This is a genomic window from Oceanisphaera ostreae, from assembly GCF_042676125.1.
Lineage (GTDB): Bacteria > Pseudomonadota > Gammaproteobacteria > Enterobacterales > Aeromonadaceae > Oceanimonas > Oceanimonas ostreae.
Window position 1 is genome coordinate 1 of sequence record NZ_JBHTJS010000060.1, and the last position, 21,900, is coordinate 21,900.

Genomic DNA, 21,900 nt, shown 5'->3' on the forward strand with positions numbered 1-21,900 from the left:
TGCCCACACAGTTTGCTTGATAAATTGTTAAAGAGCGTTGACCGTATCTCAGGTCAGGGATGCGTACTCTACGCACTCCGTAGTATTCGTCAAGTGTTTGTTTCGAACTATCTTTCCGTTCTTACAAACCCTTGTGACCGTGAGCGTGTTGCTCCGTGTCAGTGGTGCGCATTATAGGGAGCTAGAGATTTAGCGCAAGGTTTTTTTGTCACTTTCATCAAAAAAAGCCCTTACGTACAAAAAGTGAACTGAAAGCGCTGTTTTACTATGTTTACTGGTCGTTATTCGTACTTGTGTCGAGCAACCAGCTGGGCAAACTCTTTTACCTTACTCCAATCAGTAAACTCTAGATCTTGGCTGGTGTCTGTGCTGCCGCCGGTCATCTTCATAATCAGCTGAATAAGCCGAGCTTGCCACCAGTTATATTCACTGTATTTCAGTGCCCCAGCAAACACCCCTATCTTTCTTGGGCGCCAAAGAGACTTGACCAAAAACTTCTTTATATAAGCATTGTTCCCGGGAACGGCTTTTTCTGGCTTACGCGCAGTTAAGCAAACACAGAAGAAGCTGGCATCGGCTGCCGACAGCTGCTCACTGTGGATATTAATAAAATTGTAGAGGTCGCGATGAAAATCACCGTAGCGAATGGAAGCACCAATTAGTACCTTGTCATACTTACTCAGGTTTTTCCGAATGGGGCCATGCAAATCAGCTAGCTCCACATCATAACCACTAAACTCACCTTGCATCGCCCCGATGATCTTTTGTGTCTGACCATTACGAGATGAATAAAGTACCAATAGCTTTTCCATAAACTCCTCTTTAGCTACGCCAAAACGCTGGTGTAAACAGTACCAGCAAGGTAAAAATTTCAAGACGCCCAAATAGCATGGCCAAGATCATTATCCACTTGGCTGCATCGGAAGTGGTACCAAAATTAGCCGCCACGTCACCCAGACCTGGGCCTAGATTATTTAAGGTGGCGACTACGGCGGTAAAGGCCGTCAACTCATTCATACCAGTCGCCAATAGCGCCAGCATGCAAAGTACAAACACCAAAGCATAAGCGGCAAAGAATCCCCATACCGCTTCAACCACTTTATCAGCTAATGCTTTATTGCCAAGTTTAATTCGATACACGGCTCTGGGATGGACTAATCGCTTTAATTCCCGCATGCCCTGCAGGTTCAGCAACATGATGCGTACTACTTTCATGCCGCCGCCGGTACTACCCGCACAGCCACCGATAAAAGAAGCCATCATTAACAATACTGGCACAAATAAAGGCCATGTAGAAAAGCTCGTGGTACTAAAGCCGGCGGTCGTCGCAATGGAAACCGACTGAAACAGTGACTGATCCAGTGCTTGCCAAGGACTGCTGTAAACCTGATGTGTTAACAAAGCTGACATACAAATCAGCGTCAGTACTATCTGTATTCCAATAAAGACTTTTACCTCGGGATCGAAGCGATACACTGATAGTTTGAGCCCGCGATTGGCAAATGCAGCAAAGTGCAGGCTGAAGTTGACGCCAGCTATCAGTAAGAAGATCACAATAATCAGGTTAATAGTCGGGCTATCGAAATGGCCAACGCTAGCATCGTAAGTAGAAAATCCACCTATCGCTATGGTAGAAAAGGAATGGCAAATAGCGTCGAACATATTCATGCCCGCTAACCACAAGAGTAGAGCGCAGCAAATGGTCAGTATCAGATAGATATACCATAGGGTTTTAGCAGTTTCCGCTATACGCGGCGCGACTTTGTTATCTTTTACCGGCCCAGGTATTTCGGCGCGAAACAGCTGCATACCACCAATCCCTAGAATAGGCAGAATAGCCACTGCCAGCACTATGATGCCCATGCCACCCAGCCACTGCAGCATTTGTCGATAGAACAAAATTGCCTTGGGTAAGGTGTCTAGGCCGCTTATTACGGTGGCCCCCGTGGTTGTTAGCCCTGAGAAAGACTCGAAGAAGGCCTCTGCTACCGTCATGTCTAGTTCGGCACTGAGTATAAAGGGAATCGCCCCCACGCTGCCCAGCACCGTCCAAAATAAGACGACAATAAGGAAGCCTTCTTTTGATCGCAGCTCTTTACTGTGGGTACGGTTAGGGAACCACAACGCTAGACCTAGGCACAAACAGATAACGAAGGCGCTAAAGAAGTCGAGACCAGCGCCATCTCGATAAATATAGGCCACCAAGGCTGGGGCCAACATAGTGACGCTGAACAGAGCAACTAAAATGCCAACAATGCGGATAATTGTGCGTATATGCATGGTATTCCAATGTACTAATAGTTTAACCAGCATCCGGTGTTAGCGGTGTGGCAATGACTCTTCCTTGACTACGATCTAGCAATTGACGGCAAAAATCGGCCACATCGCGCATTTCGACCGCTAACACCCCGCTAATTTCGGCTCCATAGTCAATGTGCTGCCAGTGTCCTTGATATTCCCCCAGCAAGAACTCCACCACCGGCAGCTCGCTGTACTGCAGCGTAAGACTCAGCTCAGAAAAAATACGCCGCTCGATAACTGCTAATTGCGCCATAGCCAACGACAGCGTGCCGCCATAAGCGCGAACTAAACCGCCGGTGCCAAGTTTGATACCACCAAAGTAACGCACCACCACGGCGGTAATTTCGCCAACCCCCGCCCCCTGTAACTGCGCCAGCATGGGCTTACCTGCCGTGCCCGAGGGTTCGCCGTCGTCGCTAAACCCCAGCACGCGTGAATCGCTTGGTTGGCCTGCCACAAAAGCCCAGCAATGGTGCCCGGCCGCCGGTTCTTTAGCGCGCACCGCGTCGATAAATTCTTTGGCGGCTTGTGCATCTGGAGTATGAGCCAAATAAGCAATAAAGCGGCTTTTTTTAATCTCCTGCTGCCACACCAAGGGCGCAGCCGGTATCAAATAGGGAGACATATTCATGAAGCTTACTCCCAAGCAAGGTAAAGCCACCTAATATTGAGGTTTCAATCTTATCGGCGAGCCTAGAAAAATAGCGACACATTGTTGCTGAATCGACGAGAGATGTCATCTTTTGCGCAGGGTTAGCGGTTATTTAAGGGCGACAAAATACCCATATAAAAATTAAAACGTTTGTTTTAATTAGATGTTGAACTCTGCTGTTTTTCTGTTCATAGTAATTCTATCTCTGCCCGCCCGTGTCGGAGCAGCCTAAGGGAACTAAGGAGACATGAAAATGATCTACCAAGGCGAAGCCCTCTCAATAGAGATAGTAGAAGGCAATATTGCTCACCTCTGCTTTAACAGTAAAGGCAGCATTAATAAGCTAGACCGTGCCACCCTAGCCTCACTAGAACAAGCGGTGAGTACACTAGAGCAACGTTCGGATATAACGGGACTCATGATAACCAGTGATAAAGACAACTTTATTATGGGTGCCGATATTACTGAGTTTCTGGAGATGTTCGACCTACCACAAGTCACTCTCGCTGAGTGGCTATCTCAAGCCAACCTCCTTTTCAATCGCATTGAAGACCTGCCCTATCCCACGGTTACCGTGATCCGCGGCTACGCGTTGGGCGGTGGCTGTGAATGCGTACTGTCTACCGATTTTCGTATTGGCGATGCCAGTGCTCGTATTGGTTTACCTGAAACCAAGCTAGGCATCATGCCCGGCTTTGGTGGCACGGTACGACTGCCGCGCTTAATTGGTGCCGATAACGCCATGGAGTGGATAACCACCGGTCAAGACAACAAAGCAGATGAATGCTTACGCTTGGGTGTACTGGATGCGGTAGTCGATACCAAGCAACTTGAAGCATCGGCAATACAACTACTAAAAGATGCGGCGGCGGGCAAGCAAGACTGGCAGGCAAAACGTGCGCAAAAAATAGCACCGCTCACGCTAGATAAATTAGAAGCGGCCATGAGCTTTAGCACGGCCAAAGCCATGGTAGCCGCCAAGGCGGGCCCGCATTACCCGGCTCCGATAACAGCAGTGAAAACCATAGAAGCGGCGGCAGGCTTAGCTCGTGCAGAGGCGCTGGTTCTTGAACAACAAAATTTTATTAAGCTCACGCAAACTTCGGTAGCACGAGCTTTGGTGGGTATTTTCCTTAATGATCAATTTATTAAGGGCAAAGCCAAACAAGCCGCGAAGGCAGCAACGCCGACCAAGAAAGCGGCCGTGCTGGGGGCTGGCATTATGGGTGGCGGCATCGCATATCAGTCGGCATCAAAAGGCATACCGGCGGTAATGAAAGACATCAACGACCAAGCACTGGCTTTGGGCATGGCGGAAGCGGGCAAGCTGTTGAACAAACAACTTGAACGAGGCCGCATTGATGGTAAAAAACTAGCTCAAGTTCTGGCTAGCATTACTCCGACACTAAGTTATGACGGCTTGCAAGATGTAGATACGGTGGTGGAAGCCGTGGTCGAGAACCCTAAGATTAAAGGTCAAGTGCTAGCGGAAGTAGAAGCAAGCGTCGCGCCCAAAACCGTGATTACCTCTAATACCTCGACTATTCCTATTTCTGTACTGGCCAAAAACCTTAAGCACCCCGAGCGCTTTTGCGGCATGCACTTTTTTAACCCAGTACACCGCATGCCGTTAGTGGAAATTATTCGCGGCGAGCACACCAGTGACGACACTATTAATAAGGTGGTGGCCTATGCGGCGGCCATGGGTAAGTCACCAATAGTGGTTAACGACTGCCCAGGCTTCTTCGTTAACCGCGTGCTGTTCCCCTACTTCTTTGGCTTTAGTCAATTAGTGGCTGACGGCGCCGATTTTGTTGCCGTGGATAAGGTAATGGAGAAAAAATTCGGCTGGCCTATGGGTCCTGCCTATCTGCTGGATGTGGTAGGTATTGATACCGGACACCATGCGGCGGCAGTCATGGCCGAAGGCTTCCCGGAGCGCATGAGTAAGTCGGGTAAAGATGCCATTGATGTAATGTATGAACAGCAACGCTTTGGCCAGAAGAACGGCAAAGGCTTTTATGTTTATAGCCAAGACAAGAAAGGCAAGCTGAAGAAAGATGCGGACCCACAAAGCTATAAGCTATTGGCAGCCGTCGCCGGCAAGTCAGTGGAGCTAGAGCCAGACGATATTATCGCGCGCATGATGATCCCCATGATTAACGAAGTAGTGCTCTGTTTAGAAGAAGGCATTATCGGCTCCCCTGCCGAAGCCGACATGGCACTGGTGTATGGCATTGGCTTTCCGCCCTTCCATGGTGGTGTATTCCGCTATCTAGACAACATGGGCTTGAGCGCCTATGTGGCATTAGCCGATAAATTTGCTCATCTTGGCCCGCTTTATCAGGTGAGCGACGGTTTGCGCCAAATGGCCGCAGATAACCACTCTTTCTACTAATTTGGCGCAAGGAGACTACAGCATGAATAAGGCATTAAACGAGGTCGTCATTGTTGACTGTATTCGTACTCCCATGGGTCGATCTAAGGGCGGCGCATACCGTCACGTGCGGGCCGAAGATTTATCGGCTCATCTAATGCAAGGTCTGCTGGCCAGAAACCCCGCGCTAGCAGCCAGTGATATTGAAGATGTATATTGGGGTTGTGTGCAGCAAACCTTGGAACAGGGTTTTAATATCGCCCGCAACGCCGCTTTATTAGCCGGCCTGCCTAAGCAGGTCGCGGCGGTGACCGTAAACCGCTTGTGCGGTTCGTCGATGCAGGCACTGCACGATGCCAGCCGCGCCATTATGGTCGGCGACGGTGATGTGTTTATGATTGGCGGCGTAGAGCACATGGGCCACGTACCCATGAGCCACGGCGTGGACTTTCACCCTGGGCTGGCACTCAATGTAGCCAAGGCATCGGGCATGATGGGACTCACCGCAGAAATGCTAGGCCGCATGTATCACGTTAGTCGTGAGCAACAAGACGCCTTCGCCGTGCGCTCACATCAACGCGCCCATCAGGCGACGCTAGAAGGTCGCTTCGCCAACGAGATTTTAGCCACCAACGGCCACGGTGCCGATGGCAGCCTGACCTTGTTTGAGCATGATGAAGTGATCCGCCCCGATACCAGCCTTGAATCATTAGCTCAGTTACGTCCGGTATTTGATCCGGTTAACGGCACGGTGACAGCCGGTACTTCGTCGGCCTTGTCTGACGGTGCTTCCGCCATGTTGGTGATGTCTGCCGCCAAAGCTAAGGCGCTAGGGTTAAAACCCCGCGCGCGTATTAGAGCCATGGCAGTAGCCGGCTGCGATCCCGCCATTATGGGCTTTGGCCCCGTGCCGGCCGTACACAAGGCACTAAAACGTGCCGGATTGTCGGTTAGCGATATTGACTTGTTTGAGCTTAACGAAGCCTTTGCCGCCCAATCAATACCGGTGCTGCAAGAGCTCGGCCTGTTGGAGGCAATGGACGAAAAAGTGAACCTCAACGGCGGTGCCATTGCCCTGGGCCATCCGTTAGGTTGCTCTGGCGCGCGCATTTCGACCACCCTACTAAACCTGATGGAAAACAAAGACGCTACTTTTGGCGTGGCGACTATGTGCATCGGGCTCGGCCAAGGCATAGCAACCGTGTTTGAGCGGGTGTAAGGCTAAAGTAATGTGAAGAGTTAGAGGGAAAGTGTGAAGAGAAAGACACCAAGTCTGTTGAATTTGGTGTCTTTTTTATGCCGAGATCCTGACGAAAGTCAGGATCTCGCTCTTAAAACACTAAAGCAGATACCGGAGCAAGTCCGGTAAGACGGCAAAAGACGGTGTTTATCTTTAGCTGCTCCCTTACAGCTGACGGCTTAAGGCTTTTTTATCGGTTGACCATTAATTAAACAGCTTTAAAATAGCTAGGCTTATTTGAAGGTAATGACTACAAGGTAATAATGTAATGACCACTTCTGTTATCGATGCCCAGCATCATTTGGATGCCACCGGCTTACGCTGCCCAGAGCCGGTGATGATGGTACGTAAACAAGTGCGCACCATGGTGGCCGGTGAAACCTTGCTGATCACCGCCGACGACCCGTCGACCACGCGGGATATTCCCAGCTTCTGCCAGTTTATGGATCACGCCCTGCTGTCCAGCCAAACAGAGCAATTGCCTTATCTGTTCTTGATCCAAAAAGGCAATTAAATCACGGGCCGTCGATATAACGCCCCCGCCTCTGCAGGTATACTGGCCGCCAACTCCCGTTTGGTAAGGATACCCATGCTCACTGTCAGCAATGCACTCGGCCCCCTATTTCTGCTAATTATCACCGGCGTGGTACTCAAGCGACTGCGCTTTCCCGAACCTCAGTTCTGGCATGGCGCCGAGCGCTTTATCTATTTTCTACTGTTTCCGGCTATGCTAATCAGCACTCTGGCCACGGCCGACTTCGGCCAGGTGGCCTTTGGCGGCATGATCGGCCTGCTGGCCGGCCTGCTCATACTGCTGGCCGCCGGGCTCTGGCTGTTGCGCAACCGACTCGGCCTGGATATGCCCTCCTTCAGTTCGGTGTTTCAAGGCGCCCTGCGTTTTAATACCTATGTGGGCCTGGCCGGAGCCGCCGCCCTGTATGGCGAAGCCGGCATTACCGCCGCCGCCGTGGCCATTGCCATCATGGTACCCCTGATCAATATCCTCTGCGTACTGATGTTTGTCGGCTGTGGCGACAGTGGCCAGTCTGGGCTCTGGGGTGCCATGCGAGCGCTGGCTAAAAACCCCTTACTGCTAGGCTGCTTCATCGGCATCGCACTCAATGTCTCTGGTATAGGGCTGCCCGGTTGGAGTCGGGACACTCTGGCTCTGGCCGGTCAGGCCGCCTTACCGCTGGGACTGATTACTGTCGGTGTCGCGTTACAGCTCAAGGCGCTGCGCGGCACCGGAGCCGCGTTCTGGCAGGCATGCACTATCAAGTTCGGTCTGCTGCCGTTACTGGCACTAACAGCGGGTTGGTTACTGGGACTGAAAGAAGTAGAGCTAGGGGTCGTGGTGCTCTTTACTGCCCTGCCTACCGCGACTTCATCCTATATACTGGCGCGGCAGATGGGCGGTAACGCGCCACTGATGGCCGCCGTGATCACCGGCCAGACACTGCTGGCGATGGCGGTGTTACCCTTATGGATGTCGCTACTGGGCGTCTTGCAGCCATAAAAAATGCCCGCTGTTGCGGGCATTTTTTGTTTACCTAAGCGCCGATGCTTATTGCATTGGGCTTAAGGTAATTTCTACACGGCGGTTTTGGGCACGGCCGTTTTCAGAGCTGTTGCTGGCCACTGGCTGGTTGAAGCCAACACCACGAATGTTGAAACGGTTGGCGGCGGCACCTTGGCTGATCAAGAACTGGCCAACAGAGGCAGCACGACGCTCAGACAACGCTTGGTTGTGGCTGGCAGAACCGGTGTTGTCGGTATGACCGACTACGTTAACGTAGGTCTTCTCATATTCTTTCAATACCAGAGCCACACCGCTTAAGGTGTTATAGAAACTAGGAGACAAGTCCGCACTGTCTACCGCAAAGGTAATAGAGCTTGGCATATTCAAAACGATGTTGTCACCATTGCGGGTAACGCTCACACCGGTACCGCTCATTTGGTCGCGCAATTTAGCTTCTTGCACGTCCATGTAGTAGCCCACACCACCACCCAACGCGGCGCCACTGGCTGCACCAATCAGGATACCTTTCTTACGATCGCTGGAGCTTGCAGATGCGCCACCAATTACGGCGCCAGCTAAGGCACCCAGACCACCGCCAATGGCGGCTTTAGACGTTTCTCTTTCACCCGTATACGGGTTGGTAGTACAAGCTGAAAGTGCAATGGTTGTTACCACAGCTAAGCAGATTTTTTTCATAATAGAATTCCGTATGTAAAAGCACGAGTATTCAATAATATAGCCTTGTCGGACCTGTTCTACAAAGCCTAGTTATAAATTGGGTGTCAGCTGCTGACGTTACTCGGATGTCTATAACAGCTTAGTAAGTGATCGTTAACCATGCCAGTGGCTTGCATAAAGGCATAACAGATAGTGTCACCGACAAAAGAAAAACCGCGCTTTTTTAGAGCTTTTGCCATGGCGTGCGACTCAGAAGTGTAGGTCGGTACATCGTGAAGGCTGGGCCAATGGTTAATCACTGGGCTACCATCCACGAACTGCCACAGCCATTCACTAAAGTTGATGTCTTCTTGTTGCATCTGCAGATATGCCCGCGCATTGGTAATAATGGAGCGTATCTTTAATCGATTACGCACTATACCCGCCTCCGGCATGAGCATCAGTCGTTCTACATCTTGCTCGCTAAAGGTCGCTATTAACTCAGGGGAAAAGTTAGCAAAGGCGATTCTATAGTTAGGAATTTTGCATAAAATAGTAAACCAGCTTAGCCCCGCTTGCTGACCGTCTAGGCACAACTTTTCAAACAAGGCACGACTATCGTATTCGGGCACGCCCCATTCATTATCATGATAAGCCTGATATCTGGGGTCATCATTCACCCAACCGCAACGCTTTAGCATAGCCACTCCTCTAATTCAGCCTATATTCGCATCGGGCCAGAAGGTATACTCTAGCCCTTATTTTCTCTCTGCGAATGCACCTATATCAAGGCGCTCACATCATGCAAAAATTCGATATCAATACCTTTCAGGGTCTGATCATGACTCTGCAGGATTATTGGGCTCAGCAAGGCTGTGCCATAGTCCAGCCTCTGGATATGGAAGTAGGTGCAGGCACCTCTCACCCAATGACCTGTCTGCGTGCCATTGGCCCAGAGCCCATGGCCACCGCCTATGTGCAGCCTTCGCGCCGCCCAACCGACGGTCGCTATGGTGAAAATCCCAACCGACTACAACATTACTACCAGTTTCAAGTCGTCATCAAGCCATCACCCGATAACTTGCAAGAACTCTACTTAGGTTCGTTGCAGGCATTGGGGCTAGATCCGCTGGTGCACGACATCCGCTTTGTCGAAGACAACTGGGAAAACCCAACGCTGGGTGCCTGGGGTTTAGGCTGGGAAGTGTGGCTTAACGGCATGGAAGTAACGCAGTTTACCTACTTCCAACAAGTCGGTGGCCTAGAGTGTAAGCCGGTAACCGGTGAAATCACCTATGGCCTTGAGCGCTTGGCCATGTACATTCAGGGTGTAGACTCGGTGTACGACTTAGTGTGGTGCGACGGCCCATTAGGCAAAACAACGTACGGCGATATTTATCATCAGAACGAAGTTGAGCAGTCGACCTATAACTTTGAGCATGCCGACGTAGACTTTTTGTTTAGCTTCTTCGAGCAGTGCGAAAAAGAGTCTCAGTATTTGTTGTCACTAGAGACGCCACTGCCACTGCCCGCCTACGAGCGCATTCTTAAAGCCGGGCATGCCTTTAACTTGCTTGATGCACGCAAGGCCATTTCGGTGACCGAGCGCCAGCGCTATATCTTGCGTATTCGCACCCTGACCAAAGCCGTTGCCGAAGCCTATTATGCTTCTCGCGAGGCGCTTGGCTTCCCCATGTGTAAAAAAGAAGGATAAGGGACCAGCATGTCTGAACAGAATTTTCTGGTTGAACTGGGTACCGAAGAGCTACCGCCAAAGGCACTACGCAGCCTAGGCACCGCCTTTGCCGACAACCTTAAACAAGAACTGACGAATGCGGATTTGCCTTTTAGTGAAGTGCACTGGTATGCCGCCCCGCGCCGCTTAGCCGTTTACGTGACGGAACTTACATTGGCACAAGCCGATAAGCAGCTAGAAAAGCGTGGCCCGGCGGTGCAAGCCGCCTTTGATGGCGACGGCAATCCTACTAAGGCTGCCATGGGTTGGGCTCGCGGCAACGGCATCGACGTAAGCCAAGCCGGTCGTTTAAAAACCGACAAGGGCGAATGGCTGGTGCATATTGCCGATATTAAGGGTAAAACCGCCGCCGAGCTGTTGCCGGCTATGGTTGAGAAGGCATTGAGCCACTTGCCGATCCCCAAAGCCATGCGCTGGGGTGACAAAAGTATTCAGTTTATTCGCCCAGTGCATACGCTTACGCTATTACTCGGCGAACAGCTGCTGCCTGCTACTATTTTGGGTATCGACTCTTCACGCACCATACGTGGCCACCGCTTTATGGGCTCGCCTGAGTTAGAGCTCGCGCATGCGAACGACTACCTGCAAACGTTAGAAGATACCGGCAAAGTACTGGCCGACTTCGAACGTCGTAAAGCCATCATCAAAGACGGCGTAGAAAAAGCTGCTGCCGCCGCAGGTGGTATTGCAGACTTAGACGAGGCGTTGCTAGAAGAAGTAACCTCTTTGGTGGAATGGCCAGTAGTGCTGACTGCCAACTTTGAGAATACCTTTCTCGAAGTCCCCTCCGAGGCATTGGTATACACCATGAAGGGTGACCAAAAATACTTCCCGGTCTACGATGCGGCTGGCAACTTAATGCCGACCTTTATCTTCGTCACCAATATCGAGTCGAAAGACCCGAGTCAGATAATCTCCGGTAACGAAAAAGTAGTACGCCCTCGCCTCGCCGATGCGCAGTTCTTCTTTGATAACGACCGCAAAACCCCACTCGCTTCACGACTCGAGCAACTCGACTCCGTGCTTTTTCAAAAGCAACTGGGTTCGGTTCGCGAAAAATCCGAGCGCATTAGTGCCTTGTCTGGCTTTATTGCCGCCGCCATCGGGGCCGATCAAGCAAAAGCCGAACGTGCTGGTTTATTGTCTAAGTGCGACTTGGTTACCGACATGGTGTTTGAGTTCACCGATACCCAAGGCGTGATGGGCATGCACTATGCTCGCCACGACGGAGAGGATGAAGCGGTAGCACTGGCGCTAAAAGAGCAGTATCAGCCGCGTTTTTCTGGTGATGATCTGCCAAGCCAAGATATCTCTGCCGCCGTGGCACTGGCCGATAAGCTAGACACCCTAGTGGGTATTTTTGGCATTGGTCAAACTCCCAAAGGCGACAAAGACCCCTTCGCTCTGCGTCGTGCTGCCTTAGGTGCTCTGCGTATTATTGTGGAGAAAGGCTACGATCTGGATCTGCCGATTTTAATTGAGCAGGCTCGTGTGCTGTACGGCGACAAGCTGAGCAATGCCAAAGCCGCCGATGAAATTCTCGACTTTATGCTGGGCCGCTTCCGTACTTGGTATCAGGACTTGGGTTATGGCGTGGATGTCATCCAAGCCGTATTAGCCCGCCGCCCTACTCGCCCTGCCGATTTTGATGCTCGGGTAAAAGCCGTGAGTCAGTTCCGCAAGCTCGACGCCGCTGCCGCATTGGCTGCCGCTAACAAACGAGTGGGTAATATTCTCGCCAAGTTTGATGGCGAGATCCCGACACAGGTGAACTCTGCACTACTGCAAGACGATGCAGAAGAAGCGCTGGCGACTCAGTTAAGCGATTTAAGCGAGCGCCTAGTGCCCTTGTTTGCTAATGCCGATTACAACAGTGCACTGAACGAATTAGCAACCTTGCGTGAAAGCGTGGATAACTTCTTCGACCAAGTGATGGTGATGGCGGACGACGAAGCGCTACGCTTAAACCGTTTAAGCCTGCTGAACCAGCTGCGTAATCTATTCCTGCAAATCGCGGATATCTCGCTGCTGCAGTAGAGAGCTGAAATAAAGAGCTTTAAAGACTAAATATTTTTTGCCACGGAACCCACAGAAGAACACGGAAAAATAGACACGAGATAAGATTGACAAGTGATTAAGATATTTAATGGTAAGAGCTAAAACAAGGCTTTAAGCCGTCAGCTGTAAGCGATCAGCTAAAGACAGGCACCGTTTTTGGTCTTACCAATGGAATCACTTTCAGACCTGATCACTATTTTTCCGTAGGTTCCGTGGCAGATATATTATTTTATCTTTAACTTACAGCTTATAGCGTACGGCTTACAGCCATGTCTTAAGCTGTCTTTAAAGCCCCGCCTCGTGCGTTGGTCGACAGCTAGCACGATATCGGATAACGTGACGCTTATTATTAACCTTCTTCTTTTTGGTAAGTTATCTCATGGAATTTTCAACGTTTGGCCAAAAATTTACCCGCCATGCGGGTATTACACAACTGATGGACGACCTTAACCAAGGTCTCACCACGCCCAACACTATTATGCTCGGCGGCGGTAATCCGGCAGCCATTCCTGAGGTACTATCTTACTTAGACAGCCAAGCCCAACAACTGATAAAAAACGGCGATTTAATTAAGGCCATGGCCAACTACGACGGCCCGCAAGGCAAAGACGCCTACATTAATGCCCTCGCCAAGTTATTGTCTAACGAGCTGGGCTGGGCCATTGGGCCAGAGCATATTGCGCTGACCAACGGCAGCCAAACCGCCTTTTTTTATCTGTTTAACCTACTGGCCGGTGAATTCGCCGATGGCCGTAAAAAGAAGGTATTATTCCCATTAGCACCGGAATACATTGGCTACGGCGATGGCGCCTTAAGTGAAGATCATTTTGTGGCCTGCAAGCCCACCATCACGCTGTTAGATAATGGCTTATTTAAATATCACGTCGACTTTGATCAATTAGAAGTAGGCGACGATATTGGCTTAATTTGTGTATCTCGCCCCACCAATCCCACCGGTAACGTGTTAACCGATGAAGAGATCATGCGGCTCGACGTGATCGCTCGGGAAAAAGGCATTCCGCTGTTAATTGATAACGCCTATGGCATGCCTTTTCCTAATATTATTTTCACCGAAGCCAAGCCATTTTGGAATGACAATACTATTTTGTGCATGAGCTTGTCTAAGCTCGGCTTGCCCGGTGTGCGTTGCGGTATTGTGGTGGGTTCACCTGAATTAATTAAAGCCATGACCAACATCAGCGGCATTATCAACTTAGCTCCCGGCAGCGTCGGCCCGGCCATGACCTTGCCAATGATGGAAAATGGCGATGTGACTAAGCTCAGCAATGAAGTCATTAAACCCTTCTACCAAAACAAAGCGCAACAAGCGGTTAAGTGGCTGCAAGAAGCCATTACCCTGCCGCAGTTTCATATTCACAAGCCAGAAGGTGCGCTGTTCTTGTGGTTGTGGTTTGAAGACTTGCCGATCCACTGCCAAGAGTTGTACGAGCGCTTAAAGCAAAAAGGCTTACTAATAGTCCCTGGGCATTACTTCTTCCCGGGCATCGAGGACGAACACTGGCAGCACAGCAAAGAGTGCATTCGCCTGAACTATGCTCAGTCTGAAGCCGATGTGCAGGCTGGTATCAAGATCTTAGCCGAAGAAATCTACGCCATCTATCAAGCGCCAGCGGCGGGATAAAAATGACCGTGAGGTGTGAGGCGTAACGAGTGAGGGGGAAGCACCCAAAATTATCCACTTGGGGTGTTTTTTCTTTACTCCTCACACCTTTCGCCTCACATGTACAAACACAAAAACGCCGACCCTAGGGTCGGCGTTTTGTTTACACAGTTACGTATTATTTAGCTGGCTTGGCCGATGACGATATTTTTCGGCTTAGCGGCTTCTGGCACGTCTCGCACAAGATCGATGTGCAATAAGCCATGCTCCATATCGGCGCCCGTTACCTTAACGTGGTCGGCCAACTGAAAGCGACGCTCGAAGCCGCGCTCGGCGATACCCTGATATAAAAAGTTTTTCTGCGTTTCTGGCTGTTCTTTAGTGCCTTTCACGGTCAGGGTATTTTCGTGACTGGTAATATCCAGATCCGCTTGTGCAAAGCCGGCTACCGCCATCGAAATACGGTAATGGTCTTCACTTAGCAGCTCTATGTTGTAAGGGGGATAACCGTTATTACTGCTGCTATTACTGGCGTTTTCCATCATAGATGCTAAACGGTCGAAGCCAATGGCAGTACGGTACAGGGGAGTAAGATCAAAACGTGACATATTTTTATATCCTCAAATGAGCGATGTTTAGGTCTGTTGACCTCGATGCTCTCCAAATGGACGAGCTAGATAGTTAACTTTCTCAGCAACTATTTCTTAGAAAAGCTTCCTAGGAAATTCCAGAGTCCTCAAGCGAGCGACTCTCTTGCCTTACACTAGATATGCGGTCACCACCCTTGGCTTTCAAGAGTCACGGCTTAATTTTTAAACAAAAAAAAGATCCCGTAGGATCTTTTTTATTTAAACGGCTAGGGAAAAGCGCAATACATAAGTGGTCTTTTCACCTCACGTCTCACCATTTACACTTCACTCTAATTAAAAATTATCGGTAACTGCACCGGTGGAAGCCGAGCTTACCGTGTGGGCGTATTTGGCTAATACACCACGACGATAATTAGGTGCAGGCGCTTGCCACTTGGCGAGGCGTGCCGCAATTTCCGCGTCAGTCAGCTGTACTTCCAGCTTATTGGTTTCGGCATCGATAGTGATAATGTCGCCATCTTCCACTATTGCCAATGGGCCGCCCTGCTGGGCTTCTGGAGAAATATGGCCCACTACAAAACCGTGGCTGCCGCCAGAGAAGCGACCGTCGGTGATCAGCGCCACATCTTGGCCAAGACCTTTGCCCATAATGGCAGAGGTGGGGCTGAGCATTTCACGCATGCCAGGGCCGCCTTTAGGGCCTTCGTAGCGGATCACTAATACATCACCCGCTTTAACGGTGCCGTCCAAAATTCGCTCTAAGGTTTCTTCTTCTGAACCAAATACGCGGGCCGGACCGGTAAACGCCAAGCCTTCTTTACCGGTAATTTTTGCCACCGAGCCTTCTGGTGCTAAGTTGCCAAACAATACTCGTAAGTGGCTGTCTTTCTTAATCGGGTTATCCAGTGGGCGGATAATGGTTTGGCCCGTTGGGTACGGCGTGACGTCTTTTAAGTTTTCCGCCATGGTTTTACCGGTAACGGTTAAGCAATCGCCGTGCAGTAAACCCGCATCCAGTAAGATTTTCATCAGCGGCTGAATGCCACCAATGGCTACTAACTCAGACATCATGTAATGACCGCTGGGGCGCAAGTCGGCCAATACTGGCACCCGCTCACCGATGCGTACGAAATCTTCCAGACTCAGTTCCACATTAATGGCATGGGCCATCGCCAACAGGTGCAATACCGCATTGGTAGAGCCGCCGAGTGCAATCACTACCGTGATGGCATTCTCGAAGGCGTCTTTGGTCATAATGTCGGACGGTTTAATATCATGCTCTAACAGATGTAATACCGCTGCACCTGCGTCACGGCAATCCTGAACCTTATGATCTGAGGTGGCGTTTTGTGCCGAGCTATTGGGCAAGCTCATGCCCATGGCTTCGATGGCCGAGGCCATGGTGTTGGCGGTATACATGCCGCCACAGGCACCCGGGCCTGGAATGGCAGTGTCTTCGATTTGCTTCACATCAATCAGCGACATGTCGCCCTTGGCGTAAGAACCTACCGCCTCAAACACCGAGATAATATCGGTATGATTGGCGCCCGGCGCTATGGTGCCGCCATAAACAAATACCGAGGGGCGGTCTAAACGCGCCATGCCGATAATGCAGCCGGGCATATTCTTATCACAACCGCCGATGGCGACGATGCCGTCGAAGCCTTCACAGCCGGCTACGGTTTCGATGGAGTCGGCAATTACTTCGCGCGATACCAGCGAATACTTCATACCAATAGTGCCGTTGGCAATACCGTCAGAAATAGTAATGGTATTAAAAATGATGCTCTTGCCACCCGCAGCATCCGCACCCACGCCGGCTTCTACCGCCAGCTTATCGATGTGCATGTTACAAGGGGTGAGGTTACTCCAAGTGGAGGCTATGCCGACCTGTGGCTTGCTGAAGTCTTCGTCGGTAAAACCGACCGCACGCAACATGGCTCGGGCCGGTGCTTTGGTTGGCCCGTCTACTACCTGACTGGAATACTGGCGACGTTTATCCTTGCTCATCATGCTGTCCTTAATATAAATCTATAATGTCGTAATGGTATGCAGTTTGACACCCTCCCCCCCCTAAAGGAAGAGGTTGCGTAAGAGAGAAATTCCGCCGTACGCAGTGCGCCTCACGGCTGAAAAACATCGTTTTAATCTATAATAAATACTCTATTATCTACCATTCATCGACGTTAATAAATGACGAGCATTTTTTGCAGTATCTACACCCCAATCCCAACCTTTAAAATTCTAAACAACTAATAATTTATATAATAAAATAATTAGAGACAGTAATGCCCAATTCTGCTAGATTTTAAAAACAATTAACTAGTAGACCTTGAACTTACTAAGCTAATATAGCCGACATTCCGCACCTGTTTTAATATTTATTTTCGACGAAGATGCCTACACATTTGCAGAAGGTGAGGAAAGTAGCTGTTTTGAAATCAAAGTGTAAAATTGAATTTTGGGATGGTAATGCATGCTCCTCAGCTTCCTTATGTAGGATAAAAAAAGCGTAACCGATGATTAATACATGGCACCACTTTAGGTGTCAGCTAAACTCTGTACCCAGCGTCAAAGTTGTGATGTAAATCTCAATTTTAAATCTAAAAATTAGGTGCGGAATACCGGATATAGCCACCCTAAAAACCATAAAAGTGAGTGGGCATTTTTTGCTACTAACGAAGGTATTATGTTTCAGGAAGTTATATGACTACAAAAGTCGAGAGTTTACCCCATACTGCGATTTCTACATGGAGCGGTTTTGTCTATCAGGGAAAAATAGCTCTATACCACTGCCTTGAGCTGATGACTAAGAATTATGAAATGAGTCGTGGACTAAAACTGCAGCTGGAAAGTCAGGATGATTTTGCTATTTTCAGAGAAGGCCAATGTTTGTCTCTACATCAAGTCAAAGCCTATAAGGAAACTCTGTTCTCTAGTTACTCCGCTGGTATTGAAACACAAAAGAAAAATGCTCTGGACCGAGGCACTATCACAGCATACTTTCACGTTGCTCGTGAAATAAGAAATTATCCAGATTCATTTAAAAAAGACTACTACCCTGTAAATATTTATAATTACCCTATACAACCTAGTGAAAGCACTGGTGAAACTAAGTCCTATTGTCCTTTGGATGAGGTTGATATGCATATTGAAGCCCAGATCAATGCGTTGATCAAAGCTACAGATTGCTTGGATAACTGGAAAATAAATATTTGCACCCAAATTAGAGAAACACTCGAAGCGCGAATAAATGAAAAAGTAATTGCTGTTCATCATAAAATTCACCATTCAAAGACACATCAGAAGCTGATAGCAGACGAGGAATTTATCAACTTTTCAACCTTATGTGAAGTCGTGGAAGCTGTTGATTATGATGCATTTAAAAATGAAGAGTATTTCCTCAGTCGTCTACAAATCGATATTGGAACTTACTATCAACAGTTTTGTGAACTATACGATACGCAATTCCAAACGGCTCAAGCCAAATTAGACGGCTACCTGGCAGTAATTATTACTTTAGATGCCCAAGGAATGATGGACTTCCTTAAAGCAACAATGCCGCATCGTAAAGGACGCTTTACTACTCTCAGTGAATTTAAGGACCATGCTCTTGATCGTGATTCGATTAGACAGGGACTTTTTGCTATTTTTCATAAATTAGTTCAGGCAGAAATTGCATCAGCCGAAAAAATTCAATTCGCATGGCTGGTTGACGATCAATTTTATTACCCAACTGGGATTCATACAGCAGCAGAAGCTCAAGACGTAATCTGTCACGATATACTGGAGCAAGCTTTAGTAGAAGATGTGGAATTTCTATTCGAGTGTGGGGCACTAATTACTCGTGCGATAGATAGTCCATCCATTACACACGTGAAATTTGGTGCCGATTCTGTTGCGAGAGAAAAAGATTCAATGCGGGGAAATAATATTATTAGCTTTAAGCAGATGGAATTGGTCTCTTTAAATAATGTACCTAAGGAATTAAAAGATGCAGAAGTTGATTGAACAGTTGTTTCAATGGCAGGGTTTGAAACAAAAGTCTGATCATGAGTTAGAGTTATACGGACATGGCGAGCCGGATAAAACCAGTTACTGGTTGGTTATTCATGGTAAACCAGATATATCTCCAGAACGCCAAGCGAAGTGGCTGGCTGATTGCAAGCGAGCAACAGCAGATCCTGCTCTAGAGAAAAATATCAACTTGTTGATTGTATGGAAAACTGACATCTTAAATGAGCGGACTAGTAAATTAGTAAATTATACGGAAGAAGATAGTTACTTCTTTAAGAAGCATGTCTTACCTTATACCGAAGTTGAACTTGAAGCATTACTACAGCAAGTTGAAAAAAAGGGGCTTGAATCAGTATTTAGTAACATCTTGACCGATACTGAAACCTTTACCTCGTACAAGAATCAATACCATAAGGGAGGTTGGCAAAACCTACTATACCGGCTAGCGATAAAGATATCGGCATTGACGATCCAAAACTCAACTAGAGCTAGCCTAGCTAGTCTTGAAGAAAATATTCGAGAGAGGATTCGAAGCTCACCTGATGGAAAAGTACTGGTTGCAACTGACTTAGCCTTGTTGTCGCTTGCGAATAAAAACTCATTCGAAGAAGCTCAGCCGAGAGAGTTATTTGAATTAATGAGTAAGCAATTAAAGGAGGCTGGCCATGGCCTTGATAGTTAAACGCCTAGTAATTAATAATTTTAAGATTTTTGAATCTCTTGACCTATCGGTTGAAAGTGATCATCTAATTGTTCTCGATGGTCCTAATGGCTTTGGAAAATCCTCCTTTTTTGATGCCTTAGAGCTGCTATTAACTGGGTCTATTAGACGCTATATCGAACTCGAGACTCTTACCATAGATGGGCGCAGCCTGAAACCCGGATGCCCATGGTTATATAATCAAGCGAAGGCTGGGGCTTGGCTATCGATCCGCGCCGAAGTTATGATAAATGAGCAGACTAAATTTTTAGAACGGGCTGCCTGTAAAGTTGATCTAGACCGAAATAAAGGACTAAAGGGACTAAAGCTACCGCTGTATGAATTATCTACACTCGAGGCCGATCGTAGTGCTGCGATCCCCGATGAAGAGAGTTATCTTTCTGAGCTACTGGGCGCAGAATATAAGCGCGACTTTGAGTTGTTTCATTATGTGGAACAGGAAGAAAATACTCGTCTGCTGAAACAGAAAGAAAAAGATCGTCAACAGCAAATAGCTCATCTGTTCGAAATTGGAGAAATCCAGCAGAGAATCAATAATATCAACCAGTCACATACTAAAATTGGTAAGCTGTGTGGTCCACAGCAAAAGCGAGAAGTTACGGATCTTGAGAGCAAGTGGGCGAAGGCTAAGCAACAATTGTTACCAGATGAAGAGCCTGTAGGCTATCAGCGGTTAGTCGAAATGACCAACCAATCTTGGGATCGGGAAATTGTAGAGTACGAAGTAGAACAGTTTGAGGAATGGCTATCACCGGATGGTGAACTGTTCCGTATAGGGCGGTTTATAAAGTATTTCTCACAGTATGAAAATCAGCTTTATAACGATGCACTTGCTAGAAAACTCCTACCACAGCCAGAATTACAGCAAAGAATGCTCACGTTCGTTCATCGCGTGCCTCATCTACAAATGTGGAAACAGGAAGTACTGCAATATGACGCTGCTGAGCGGATAATTATCGCGTTTCAAGATGTGCTTGAAGCGGTTAAAAACAATAAACTGATTCTTCCTAGTTCCTTGACAGCACTACTTCCAGATACTGTTACACCGAGTGAATTCGAGCATCAGGTCACGCTACTTAAACAACAGATTACTTCGGCTGACAAGCTAGATAAGAGTCTGGTAGGTCTGGTGTTGATGCGAGAGCAATTGGTGAGAGCTTTTAAGCAGTTTCATCTACACGGTGGAGCCACGGAGTCTTGCCCTACATGTGGCCATAACTGGGAGTCTTTTGATGTACTACTCGAAGAGATTGAAAAACAGGGAGAAACGCTAAAGCTGCTGGCAGAGCAACAAGACAGTCAGCTCGCTCAGCAACTGGCTGACTTTAAGTTGACGTGCCAAGATCCAGTTGAGCAAAAATTGAGTTATTACCTACAGCAACAACAGGGTAAGGTTGCCTACAAACGTCAACTAGTTACTTTTAGTCAGGAACAGATTTTTTGGCTAGACAGCTACGCTAAACAATTAACGAAAGAAGGTATCGAATTTCAGGATCTGTTGCTTAAAAACTATGATTTGAACGCTGAATTACCATTGCCAGCATTAGAGCTACGAGTGCGTTCAAAATTTAAACCTGTAGATGAAAGCTGCCTATATCCTGATTTTGATCACCTATATACAGAAGTGTTTAAAAAAGATCCGTCAGCAGTTAAGCAAGTCAAATACAGCCAAATTGAAAATAAAATTACGTATTTACGGCAACAGCAGTCACTTGCGTCTTCGAAGTATGCGATAGCTTGTGGCCTGAGTTATAAAAAAGCAAATCAAGAGGTGAAAAGCGCAACTAAGCTTAAAAAACATCTTAGGAGGCTTAAAGATATATATGAAAGCGAAAAAAAGAGTTATCTAGAATCTATCGTGAAAGAGATCGAGATCTTATTTCATATTTATTCAGGACGTCTGATGCAGAGTTATCAACAGGGATTAGGGATTTTCATTGAAAACGACGGCAACTCCATCGCTTTTCATGAAAAACCAGGACAAGACCATGATGTAGTCTTTTCCATGAGTTCTGGCCAGCTTTCTGCTCTAGTCCTCTCTTTTACTCTAGCGCTTAACCAGCGTTATGCGAAACATACCTTGCTGCTAATCGATGACCCAGTACAAACATTAGACGAAATTAACGTGGCGGGTTTCGTTGAATTATTACGCACTGAGTTTGCAAGCAGGCAGGTGATTATTTCGACACATGAAGATCATATGTCTGCTTACTTTCGCTACAAATATAAGAAGTTTGGTATGCCAGTAGGACGGATCAACTTTATGGAACAGGCGCGCGCAGCCATTGATATAGAATGATAAAAATTATATTACTGAAGATTATTCTGAGTAAAAGCACATAATCCTCTAATCATATGGCGGTCGGTGAAGTACCCTAGGATACGGAGTTG

General features: G+C 48.1%; 17 protein-coding genes. 10 read left to right on the forward strand and 7 right to left on the reverse strand.

The features are described 5' to 3' along the window. Positions 1 to 281: 281 nt before the first annotated feature. From hemG to ACFQ1C_RS14840, 3 genes are read right to left on the reverse strand one after another with little or no spacing between them, the layout of a single operon-like run. On the reverse strand, positions 282 to 812 hold the full coding sequence (hemG, locus tag ACFQ1C_RS14830; RefSeq protein ID WP_379559453.1) for a menaquinone-dependent protoporphyrinogen IX dehydrogenase: 531 nt from the start codon (positions 810 to 812) through the stop codon (positions 282 to 284). Positions 813 to 822: 10 nt separating this feature from the next. Next, positions 823 to 2,280, reverse strand: a complete 1,458-nt coding sequence (locus tag ACFQ1C_RS14835) for a TrkH family potassium uptake protein (protein ID WP_379559454.1) — start codon at positions 2,278 to 2,280, stop codon at positions 823 to 825. Positions 2,281 to 2,302: 22 nt separating this feature from the next. After that, positions 2,303 to 2,932, reverse strand: a complete 630-nt coding sequence (locus ACFQ1C_RS14840; RefSeq protein ID WP_379559455.1) for a YigZ family protein — start codon at positions 2,930 to 2,932, stop codon at positions 2,303 to 2,305. Positions 2,933 to 3,206: 274 nt separating this feature from the next. Between ACFQ1C_RS14840 and fadB the strand changes: the two genes are divergently transcribed. From fadB to ACFQ1C_RS14860, 4 genes are all read left to right on the forward strand, one after another. Further along, positions 3,207 to 5,351 carry a fatty acid oxidation complex subunit alpha FadB gene (gene fadB, locus ACFQ1C_RS14845; protein WP_379559526.1) on the forward strand — a complete coding sequence of 715 codons (2,145 nt, stop codon included), beginning with the start codon at positions 3,207 to 3,209 and terminating at the stop codon, positions 5,349 to 5,351. 22 nt (positions 5,352 to 5,373) lie between these two features. Beyond that, positions 5,374 to 6,549 carry an acetyl-CoA C-acyltransferase FadA gene (fadA, locus tag ACFQ1C_RS14850; RefSeq protein WP_379559456.1) on the forward strand — a complete coding sequence of 392 codons (1,176 nt, stop codon included), beginning with the start codon at positions 5,374 to 5,376 and terminating at the stop codon, positions 6,547 to 6,549. Positions 6,550 to 6,838: 289 nt separating this feature from the next. Continuing rightward, the gene (gene tusA / locus ACFQ1C_RS14855) at positions 6,839 to 7,084 is read left to right on the forward strand and encodes a sulfurtransferase TusA (protein WP_379559457.1); all 246 of its coding nucleotides are present in this window, start codon (positions 6,839 to 6,841) and stop codon (positions 7,082 to 7,084) included. A 75-nt stretch (positions 7,085 to 7,159) separates the two neighbouring features. After that, the gene (locus ACFQ1C_RS14860) at positions 7,160 to 8,086 is read left to right on the forward strand and encodes an AEC family transporter (RefSeq protein WP_379559458.1); all 927 of its coding nucleotides are present in this window, start codon (positions 7,160 to 7,162) and stop codon (positions 8,084 to 8,086) included. Positions 8,087 to 8,134: 48 nt separating this feature from the next. On the opposite strand, the gene ACFQ1C_RS14865 is transcribed toward ACFQ1C_RS14860, so the two are convergent. After that, on the reverse strand, positions 8,135 to 8,785 hold the full coding sequence (locus ACFQ1C_RS14865; protein WP_379559459.1) for an OmpA family lipoprotein: 651 nt from the start codon (positions 8,783 to 8,785) through the stop codon (positions 8,135 to 8,137). Positions 8,786 to 8,871: 86 nt separating this feature from the next. Next, positions 8,872 to 9,447 (reverse strand): DNA-3-methyladenine glycosylase I, encoded by a 576-nt coding sequence (locus ACFQ1C_RS14870; RefSeq protein WP_379559460.1) that lies wholly within the window; start codon positions 9,445 to 9,447, stop codon positions 8,872 to 8,874. 101 nt (positions 9,448 to 9,548) lie between these two features. Here ACFQ1C_RS14870 and glyQ point away from each other — a divergent pair, with 101 nt between their 5' ends. The 3 genes from glyQ to ACFQ1C_RS14885 all read left to right on the forward strand — a co-directional run bounded on the left by glyQ (position 9,549) and on the right by ACFQ1C_RS14885 (position 14,202). Further along, a complete protein-coding gene (glyQ, locus tag ACFQ1C_RS14875) occupies positions 9,549 to 10,460 on the forward strand; it encodes a glycine--tRNA ligase subunit alpha (RefSeq protein ID WP_379559461.1) in 912 nt (303 codons plus the stop codon). 9 nt (positions 10,461 to 10,469) lie between these two features. Next, positions 10,470 to 12,539, forward strand: a complete 2,070-nt coding sequence (gene glyS, locus ACFQ1C_RS14880; RefSeq protein ID WP_379559462.1) for a glycine--tRNA ligase subunit beta — start codon at positions 10,470 to 10,472, stop codon at positions 12,537 to 12,539. Between the two features lie 400 nt (positions 12,540 to 12,939). Beyond that, positions 12,940 to 14,202: a valine--pyruvate transaminase gene (locus ACFQ1C_RS14885; protein WP_379559463.1), complete on the forward strand. Its 1,263-nt coding sequence runs from the start codon at positions 12,940 to 12,942 to the stop codon at positions 14,200 to 14,202. Positions 14,203 to 14,363: 161 nt separating this feature from the next. Here the strand turns inward: ACFQ1C_RS14885 and ACFQ1C_RS14890 are convergent, their stop codons facing one another. Both ACFQ1C_RS14890 and ilvD read right to left on the reverse strand, forming a co-directional pair. Continuing rightward, a complete protein-coding gene (locus tag ACFQ1C_RS14890; protein ID WP_379559464.1) occupies positions 14,364 to 14,789 on the reverse strand; it encodes an Hsp20 family protein in 426 nt (141 codons plus the stop codon). A gap of 315 nt (positions 14,790 to 15,104) precedes the next feature. After that, positions 15,105 to 16,781: a dihydroxy-acid dehydratase gene (ilvD, locus tag ACFQ1C_RS14895; RefSeq protein ID WP_379559465.1), complete on the reverse strand. Its 1,677-nt coding sequence runs from the start codon at positions 16,779 to 16,781 to the stop codon at positions 15,105 to 15,107. A 696-nt stretch (positions 16,782 to 17,477) separates the two neighbouring features. Here ilvD and ACFQ1C_RS14900 point away from each other — a divergent pair. The 3 genes from ACFQ1C_RS14900 to ACFQ1C_RS14910 are packed head-to-tail and all read left to right on the forward strand — an operon-like array spanning position 17,478 to position 21,808. Further along, complete coding sequence (locus tag ACFQ1C_RS14900; protein WP_379559466.1) at positions 17,478 to 18,782, forward strand: ABC-three component system protein; 1,305 nt, start codon at positions 17,478 to 17,480, stop codon at positions 18,780 to 18,782. Beyond that, complete coding sequence (locus ACFQ1C_RS14905; RefSeq protein WP_379559467.1) at positions 18,766 to 19,470, forward strand: ABC-three component system middle component 1; 705 nt, start codon at positions 18,766 to 18,768, stop codon at positions 19,468 to 19,470. Before ACFQ1C_RS14900 ends, ACFQ1C_RS14905 begins: the two co-directional genes overlap by 17 nt. Continuing rightward, complete coding sequence (locus ACFQ1C_RS14910) at positions 19,454 to 21,808, forward strand: AAA family ATPase (RefSeq protein ID WP_379559468.1); 2,355 nt, start codon at positions 19,454 to 19,456, stop codon at positions 21,806 to 21,808. Before ACFQ1C_RS14905 ends, ACFQ1C_RS14910 begins: the two co-directional genes overlap by 17 nt. Positions 21,809 to 21,900 lie beyond the last annotated feature (92 nt).

Bases quoted from the DNA above. Each gene is read 5' to 3' on its own strand.
- ACFQ1C_RS14870 (WP_379559460.1), bottom strand. From the start codon at position 9,447: ATGCTAAAGCGTTGCGGTTGGGTGAATGATGACCCCAGATATCAGGCT.
- ACFQ1C_RS14835 (WP_379559454.1), bottom strand. From the start codon at position 2,280: ATGCATATACGCACAATTATCCGCATTGTTGGCATTTTAGTTGCTCTG.
- ACFQ1C_RS14840 (WP_379559455.1), bottom strand. From the start codon at position 2,932: ATGAATATGTCTCCCTATTTGATACCGGCTGCGCCCTTGGTGTGGCAG.
- glyS (WP_379559462.1), top strand. From the start codon at position 10,470: ATGTCTGAACAGAATTTTCTGGTTGAACTGGGTACCGAAGAGCTACCG.
- ACFQ1C_RS14860 (WP_379559458.1), top strand. From the start codon at position 7,160: ATGCTCACTGTCAGCAATGCACTCGGCCCCCTATTTCTGCTAATTATC.
- ACFQ1C_RS14890 (WP_379559464.1), bottom strand. From the start codon at position 14,789: ATGTCACGTTTTGATCTTACTCCCCTGTACCGTACTGCCATTGGCTTC.
- glyQ (WP_379559461.1), top strand. From the start codon at position 9,549: ATGCAAAAATTCGATATCAATACCTTTCAGGGTCTGATCATGACTCTG.
- ACFQ1C_RS14900 (WP_379559466.1), top strand. From the start codon at position 17,478: ATGACTACAAAAGTCGAGAGTTTACCCCATACTGCGATTTCTACATGG.
- ACFQ1C_RS14885 (WP_379559463.1), top strand. From the start codon at position 12,940: ATGGAATTTTCAACGTTTGGCCAAAAATTTACCCGCCATGCGGGTATT.
- ilvD (WP_379559465.1), bottom strand. From the start codon at position 16,781: ATGAGCAAGGATAAACGTCGCCAGTATTCCAGTCAGGTAGTAGACGGG.
- tusA (WP_379559457.1), top strand. From the start codon at position 6,839: ATGACCACTTCTGTTATCGATGCCCAGCATCATTTGGATGCCACCGGC.
- ACFQ1C_RS14865 (WP_379559459.1), bottom strand. From the start codon at position 8,785: ATGAAAAAAATCTGCTTAGCTGTGGTAACAACCATTGCACTTTCAGCT.
- ACFQ1C_RS14905 (WP_379559467.1), top strand. From the start codon at position 18,766: ATGCAGAAGTTGATTGAACAGTTGTTTCAATGGCAGGGTTTGAAACAA.
- hemG (WP_379559453.1), bottom strand. From the start codon at position 812: ATGGAAAAGCTATTGGTACTTTATTCATCTCGTAATGGTCAGACACAA.
- fadB (WP_379559526.1), top strand. From the start codon at position 3,207: ATGATCTACCAAGGCGAAGCCCTCTCAATAGAGATAGTAGAAGGCAAT.
- fadA (WP_379559456.1), top strand. From the start codon at position 5,374: ATGAATAAGGCATTAAACGAGGTCGTCATTGTTGACTGTATTCGTACT.
- ACFQ1C_RS14910 (WP_379559468.1), top strand. From the start codon at position 19,454: ATGGCCTTGATAGTTAAACGCCTAGTAATTAATAATTTTAAGATTTTT.